Below are 6,994 nucleotides of genomic sequence, written 5' to 3'. Positions count from 1 at the left end.
GCCGGCTGGCGAGCACCCCGGAACTCGGCCGGTGGTCGGTGCTGCTCGGGTTGCTGCCGGGGGCGGTGTCGATGCCGCTGCCGCCCGCGTGGGCACCGGCGCGCTGGCTGGTCAACATCGCCGCGATGTCCAACCACGCCCAGTTCGCGCACGCGATCTGGGCGGATCCGCTGGGCGGCGGGAACTGGATGTCGCTGGGATTCCTGCGCAGCTTCGTCTGCGCGCCGCCCGCGGTGGAGCCGGAGGACTACGCGGGCCCGCCGGTGCTGCTGGCGCATCCGGCGGAAGACCGGTGGACGCCGCTGCGGTTCTCCAGGGAGTTCTTCGACCGGCTCGGTCCGGCGGGCCGGTTCGCTGCGCTGCACGGGGCCGGGCACCTGCCGTCCGAGGAGTCGGGCTTGGCCGACCTCGACCGCGCGTTGCGGGATTACCTGGACGAGCTCGGCTTGACATGATCCTGCCGGCGAGCCGCGGCGGGAGCGGGCTCGCTCCGTCCCCATTGCCCTGATCGACGGAATCGACATCACGGAGGGTGTTCCGTGAACACTCTCCGCGCGCATGGTGATCGGTTGCTGCGGCCTTTCTCACAGCGCTCGCAGGGCCGCCGCGGGCTTTCCCGCACGACCCGCCCGCACTCGGCCGGTTCGCGGAACGCGCTGGTCAGTCCAAGCTCTGCGCAGGCGAATCGGTCGGCGCCCGATACCGGTACGGGCGATTGCGCCGCCCGCGCGCGCGGTGACTGGGGCATCCGGCCCTGGCCAACCGTGGCCGTCGTGCGTCACGATCGGCGCGGCATTCCGGTGCGACATTCGTGTCGCCGGGCAGAGGAGGGTGGATGATCGAGCGTCACCACACCCTCGATCCACAGGCGACGCTGGACCCGCCGCGCCCGCCCGTGCGAGCCGAGGTCGATCCGGCGCGCAGGCGCTCGTTCACCACCTTCTCCGTGCTCGTGCTGCTGGCCGGGTTGCTGGTCTCCGGACTCACCTCCTACTGGACGCGGCACGAATACGGCCCCGAGCTGCTGATCATCGGACCGCTGCTGGCCGTCGGGTTCCTGCTGGCCGAGCAGCTGACCATCGACGTGGACGTGAAGCGGGTCGGCTGGACCATCTCGTTCACCGAGATCCCGCTGATCCTCGGCCTGCTGACCGCTCCGTTCGAGGTGGTGCTCGCGGCGAACCTGCTCGCCGGGCTGGGCGCGCAGGTCGGTCGGCGCGCGGCCACCCACGTCGTCTACAACGCCGGGGTCTTCTGCCTCGAGGTAGCGGTGCCGTTCGCGGTGGCGACCGCGGTCAACAACGCGCTGGACGATCCGCTGAACCCGATCGCGCCGGCCTGGTTCGGCCCGGTGCTGGGCACGCTGACCTCTCCGCTGATCTCCTGCGGGTTCGCGCTGGCGGCGTTGCACGTGCTGGGCGGCGGCATGCGGTTGACCGCGGCCGCACGGCTGGCGGTGCGCACCCTGGCGGTCGGATTGCTGAACACCTCGGTCGGCTTGATCGGCTACGAGGTGGCCCGCAGCACCAAGTGGGGATGGTTGCTGGTCGCGCTGGTCGCCGTCGCCGTGATCGGGCTCTACCGCGCGTATTCCGGGCTGCTGCGCGAACAGCGCGACCTGGAGGCGCTCAGCGACGTCAGCCTCAGCGTGGCGCGTTCCGGGCAGTCCGCGGTGCGCGCTCCGGCGGAGGCGGCGGACCCGGAGACCTCGGTCAGCGAGTGGGAACCGGTCGCCGAACGCATCCGCGAACAGCTCAACGCCACGCGCGTCGTGGTCCGCCTGCGTCTGGACCCCCGTGGCGAAGTCAGCACGCTCGTCGCAGGTGAGCCGCTGCCCGAGGCGGCCGAGTCGGCGAGCCCGCAGGCACTGCGCGACGACCCGCTGCTGCAGCTGCCCGGCACCCACGTCCGCTCGTTCCGGACGCTGGAAGCGCCCGAGGAGGTGCGCCGCGCGTTGCGGCTGCGCGGCGCCTACGAGTCCTTGGTGGTACCGCTGCGCGGCGCGAACCAGCTGCTCGGCGCGGTGGAGGCGCACGACAGGGTCAGCCGCTGGCGCGGCTTCGGCCAGGCCGACGTGCGGCTGCTGCACACCCTGGCCAGCCACTTGGCCACCGCGATGGACAACCGGCGGCTGCTGGCGCGGCTGCGCCACGACGCGTACCACGACCTGCTCACCGGGCTGCTCAACCGCGCCGGGTTCCGCGAGATGGCCGCCGAGCAGCTGCGCAACGAGCGCACGGCGGTCGTGCTGCGGGTGGATCTGGACCTGCTCACTACGGTCAGCGAAGCGCTCGGCTACACCTGGGGCGACCGCATGGTCGTGGCCGCCGGGCAGCGGATGCGCGACGAGCTCGGCCACGAAGTGCCGCTGGCGCGGCTGGAGGCCAACTCGTTCGCGGTGCTGCTGATCGACCGCACCGAGCAGCAGGCGCACCAGCTCGGCGAACGGCTCTGCGAGGTGATCGCCGAGCCCTACCCGCTGGACCGGCTGGTGGTCGAAGCCACCGGGGTCGCCGGGTATTCGTCTTCCGCGCCCGCCGACGCCGATGACGAGGACGACATCGACACCCTGCTGCAGCACGCCGACGTGGCGGTGCGGGCCGCCCGCAACGGCAAAGACGTGGTCCGCGGCTACGCGCCCGCGATGGGGCAGGTCTTCCTGCGCCGCTTCCAGCTGGTCACCCAGTTCCGGCAGGCACTGGACACCGGCCAGGTCGAGGTGCACTACCAGCCGAAGGTCGCGCTGCCGGGCAGGCAGGTCGTCGGCGCCGAGGCGCTGGTGCGCTGGTGGCACCCGGAGTACGGGCGGCTGGACCCGGACGAGTTCGTGCCGGTGGTCGAGGCGACCGGCCTGGTCGACGCGCTGACCTCGTTCGTGCTGGAGCGCGCGTTGATCAAGGTGCGGGAGTGGCTGGACCGGGATCTGCGGATGTCGGTCGCGGTGAACCTCTCGGTGCGCAACCTCAACGACGAGTCCTTCCCGGACCGCGTCGGCGAGGCGCTGCTGCGTCACGACATCCCGCCGGAGCTGCTGACCTTCGAGCTCACCGAGTCGTCGGTGATGGAGGAGCCGGAGCGGTCCATGCCGGTGCTGCGGCGGTTGCACGCGCTGGGCGTGGTGCTGGCCGTGGACGACTTCGGCACCGGTTACTCCTCGCTGGCCTACCTGCGCACGCTGCCGGTGGACGAGGTGAAGATCGACAAGAGCTTCGTGCTCGGCATGGGCACCGACCTCAGCGACATGGCGGTGGTGCGCACCATCGTCGAGCTGGGCCACTCGCTGGATCTGCGGGTCGTGGCCGAGGGCGTGGAGGACGACGCCGCTCGCGACCAGCTCGTCGGGATGCGCTGCGACATCGCGCAGGGCTACCTGATCTCGCGCCCGCTGCCGGAGGATCGGTTCGAGGCGTGGTTGCAGGCCCGCACGGTGAAGGCGCGCGGATCGCGATCCGAGACCGTGCTCACACTCGTGCACTGATCGGCCGGTTCCGCTCGCCGCCGCCGGTCCAACACCGGAATAGTGCCGTTGACCTGCGCGTTCAATAGAACCAGACCCCGGTTGTCGACCATGGTCAGCGGGTGTGTAGAGTTCTAATCGCTCCGCAAGGGCACGCCCCAATAGCTCAGTCGGTAGAGCGTCTCCATGGTAAGGAGAAGGTCTACGGTTCGATTCCGTATTGGGGCTCGGTAGACAGTCGCGGTGCTCGGTTACCTGGGTGCTGCGGCTGTTTTGCATGAGATACCCTCGGTGGTGCTGAGACCTGCCGAGCCGGTGGTCTCAGGATGGCGGTGTAGCTCAGTCGGTAGAGCAAGCGGCTCATAATCGCTGTGTCGTCGGTTCAAGTCCGGCCACCGCTACCAGCTCGTGGTTCGCCCATTTCCCGAGCGAGCCGACCGGTACGCAGTACTAGAGAGAAAGGGCACCTCTGTGGCCACCACCGACGTTCGCCCCAAGATCACGCTGGCCTGCGAGGAGTGCAAGAACCGGAACTACATCACCAACAAGAACCGGCGGAACAACCCCGACCGGCTGGCGATGAAGAAGTTCTGCACGCACTGCGGCACGCATCGCACGCACAAGGAGACCCGCTGAGGCACAGCGGTCTCCCGATCACCGAAAACCCGCCCGGCTCCGGCCGCGGCGGGTTTTTCGCGTCCGGCGGCCCTATCGACTTGGTGGCGCCCGACGCGCGACGACCGCGCGCTGGCTGCCTGCGCGACGGACGGCGGTAATCTGCGTGGCGTGCCGCTCGACCAAGCATTCATCGGACGTGAGTACCCGCCGACCGAGCCTTACGAGGTGGGCCGGGAGAAGATCCGCGAGTTCGCCGACGCGATCCACGACGGCTCGGCGCTGCACCGGGACCCGGAGGCCGCCAAGGCGGCGGGCCACCCGGACGTGATCGCGCCGCCGACCTTCGCGATCATCCTGACCATGCGCGCGCAGGACGCCTTGGTCGACGATCCGGCGCTCGGACTGGACTACAGCAAGGTCGTGCACGGCAACCAGCGCTTCACCCACCACCGCCCGATCCGGGCCGGGGACCGGTTGCGCGCCACGGTCTTCGTGGACGACATCAAGGCCCGCGCGGGCAACGACTTCCTGACCGTGCGCGCCGAGATCGGCACGGTCGAGGGAGAACCGGTGTGCACCGCGCTGTCCACGCTGGTGGCTCGCGGTACGGCAGCGGAGGAGGAGCAGGCGTGAAGGTACGTGCGTCCGAGGTCGCCAAGGGCGACGAACTGCCGCCGCTGAGCGTGCCGCTGACCCGCGCGGACCTGGTGCGCTACGCGGGCGCCTCCGGCGACTTCAACCCGATCCACTGGAACGAGCGGTTCGCCGCCGAGGTGGGACTGCCCGACGTGATCGCGCACGGAATGCTCACGATGGCGCTCTCGGCGCGGCTGGTCACCGAGTGGACCGGGGACCCGGCCGCGATCGTCGACCACTCGGTGCGGTTCACCCGGCCCGTCGCCGTGCCCGCCGACGGTGCCGCGCCGGACGAGGGCGGCGCCGTCGTCGAGCTGTCCGGGAAGGTCGCCGCGGTCAACGAGGACGGCACGGTGAAGGTGAACATCACCGCCCGCAGCGCCGAGCAGAGCGTGCTCGGCGGTGCCAGCGCCGTCGTCCGGTTGCCGGAGTAACCGGTGCCGCGAGTTCAGGCGCCGCGCCGGATCAACCGGACGGTCGGTGCCGCGGCCCGCCCGGCGAACTCCGGCACGAACTGAAACGGACCGCGCACCCGGAGGATGCGCGGTCCGTTGGTCTTCGGTCGCCCGGGCGGCTACTTGGCTTCGCCGAGCAGCTCCGCGACCCGGCCGACGCCCTCGGCCAGGTCGTCGTCGCCGAGCGCGTAGGACAACCGGAAGTAGCCGGGAGTGCCGAACGCCTCGCCGGGCACGACCGCGACCTCGGCCTGCTCCAGCACGATCTCCGCGAGCTCCACGCTGGTCTGCGGGCGCTGCCCGCGGATCTCCTTGCCCAGCAGCCCCTTCACCGACGGGTAGACGTAGAACGCGCCCTCCGGTTCCGGGCAGGACACGCCGGGGATCGCCGAGAGCAGGTCCACGATCTTGCGGCGGCGGCGGTCGAAGGCCGACCGCATCTCGGCCACCGCGTCCAGCGGCCCGCTGACGGCCTCCAGCGCCGCGCGCTGCGAAACGTTCGCGACGTTCGACGACAGGTGCGACTGCAGGTTCGTCGACGCCTTGATGACGTCGTTCGGGCCGATCATCCAGCCGACCCGCCAGCCGGTCATCGCGTAGGTCTTGGCGACCCCGTTGAGCACCACGCAGGTGTCGGCCAGTTCCGGCACCGCCACCGGCATCGAGACGTGCTCGGCGTCGCCGTAGACCAGGTGCTCGTAGATCTCGTCGGTGATCACCCAGATGCCGTGCTCGACGGCCCACCGGCCGATCGCCGCGATCTGCTCCGGCGGGTACACCGCGCCGGTCGGGTTGGACGGCGAGTTGAACAGCAGAACCTTGGTGCGCGGGGTGCGCGCCGCCTCCAGCTGCTCGACGCTCGCCAGGTAGCCGGTGGAGTCGTCGGTGGGCACCACGACCGGCTTGCCCTCGGCGAGGGTGATCGCCTCCGGGTAGGTGGTCCAGTACGGCGCCGGCAGCAGGACCTCGTCGCCAGGGTCGAGCAGCGCGGCGAACGCCTGGTAGACGGCCTGCTTGCCGCCGTTGGTGATCAGGACCTGGCTCGGCTCGACCTGGTAGCCGGAGTCCCGCAGCGTCTTGGCCGCGACCGCCTCGCGCAGCTCCGGCAGGCCCGAAGCCGGGCTGTAGCGGTGGTTGCGCGGGTCGGAGCACGCGGCGATCGCGGCGTCGACGACGGGTTGCGGGGTCGGGAAGTCGGGCTCGCCGGCACCGAAACCGATCACCGGCCTGCCCGCGGCCTTGAGCGCCTTCGCCTTGGCGTCGACCGCCAGCGTCGCGGACTCGCTGATCCCTCCGATGCGCGCGGACACGCGCGCCTTCGTGTGCTGTGTTTCTGGTGCGGCCATGCGGGCATCTTTGCAGAGGACCGCGGCTGCGGGCACGCTCCCCACCTGCGGGCGGCGGGCGAACGGGGACGCGCGTGCGAAGTGATCAGCACCGTGCCGTAGACTTCCCGTCCCGGGATACCGGTGCACTCGCACCTGGGCGGCCGAACTGGGCGTCGGTCGTGCTGGAGCGGGCTGTATCGTGTGTGCCGTCGCGACCGCCGGTCGCGAAGGGGTGTAGCTCAATTGGCAGAGCAGCGGTCTCCAAAACCGCAGGTTGCAGGTTCGAGTCCTGTCACCCCTGCGTCGATGCACACGGTGAGCGGAGGATGCAGGCGTGAGCGACGACCGCGAACAGGGGGCTGGCCCGGACGAGCAGCGTGATGACGCCGCCCAGCCTTCCGGCGCCGCCGCACGACGCGAGCGCCGCTCCTCCCGTGCCGCCGCCCGCAAGGGCGGGCAGGAAAGCGCGAGCGGGTCGAACGGCTCGACGCGCACAACCG

5 protein-coding genes, 3 tRNA genes and 1 pseudogene are annotated in these 6,994 nt (G+C 70.8%); 8 read left to right on the top strand and 1 reads right to left on the bottom strand.

Annotated features, from left to right (window positions below):
- From IJH84_RS26890 to IJH84_RS26860, 7 genes and pseudogenes are all read left to right on the top strand, one after another.
- Positions 1 to 455: pseudogene (locus IJH84_RS26890) on the top strand (alpha/beta hydrolase); the annotation flags it as partial.
- A gap of 380 nt (positions 456 to 835) precedes the next feature.
- Positions 836 to 3,478, top strand: a complete 2,643-nt coding sequence (locus IJH84_RS26885; RefSeq protein WP_200068998.1) for a bifunctional diguanylate cyclase/phosphodiesterase — start codon at positions 836 to 838, stop codon at positions 3,476 to 3,478.
- 134 nt (positions 3,479 to 3,612) lie between these two features.
- Positions 3,613 to 3,685, top strand: a tRNA-Thr gene (locus IJH84_RS26880).
- Positions 3,686 to 3,785: 100 nt separating this feature from the next.
- A tRNA-Met gene (locus tag IJH84_RS26875) sits at positions 3,786 to 3,861 on the top strand.
- Positions 3,862 to 3,928: 67 nt separating this feature from the next.
- The gene (rpmG, locus tag IJH84_RS26870) at positions 3,929 to 4,093 is read left to right on the top strand and encodes a 50S ribosomal protein L33 (RefSeq protein ID WP_200068999.1); all 165 of its coding nucleotides are present in this window, start codon (positions 3,929 to 3,931) and stop codon (positions 4,091 to 4,093) included.
- Positions 4,094 to 4,243: 150 nt separating this feature from the next.
- Positions 4,244 to 4,708 (top strand): MaoC family dehydratase N-terminal domain-containing protein, encoded by a 465-nt coding sequence (locus tag IJH84_RS26865; protein ID WP_200069000.1) that lies wholly within the window; start codon positions 4,244 to 4,246, stop codon positions 4,706 to 4,708.
- Entirely contained in the window at positions 4,705 to 5,145 is a 441-nt protein-coding gene (locus IJH84_RS26860) for a MaoC family dehydratase (protein ID WP_295150475.1), read from the top strand. The genes IJH84_RS26865 and IJH84_RS26860 overlap by 4 nt, the downstream gene beginning before the upstream one ends.
- A 140-nt stretch (positions 5,146 to 5,285) precedes the next feature.
- On the opposite strand, the gene IJH84_RS26855 is transcribed toward IJH84_RS26860, so the two are convergent.
- Positions 5,286 to 6,476, bottom strand: coding sequence for a pyridoxal phosphate-dependent aminotransferase (locus tag IJH84_RS26855; protein ID WP_295150472.1), 1,191 nt, complete (start codon positions 6,474 to 6,476; stop codon positions 5,286 to 5,288).
- Positions 6,477 to 6,722: 246 nt separating this feature from the next.
- Here IJH84_RS26855 and IJH84_RS26850 point away from each other — a divergent pair.
- Positions 6,723 to 6,795 (top strand) — tRNA-Trp (locus tag IJH84_RS26850).
- Positions 6,796 to 6,994 lie beyond the last annotated feature (199 nt).

Origin of the sequence: Saccharopolyspora sp., from assembly GCF_017434145.1 — a bacterium.
GTDB classification, from domain to species: Bacteria; Actinomycetota; Actinomycetes; order Mycobacteriales; family Pseudonocardiaceae; genus Saccharopolyspora_C; species Saccharopolyspora_C galaxeae.
Note: the sequence above shows the minus strand (reverse complement) of the source record. Positions and strands in the feature narration are given on the sequence as shown.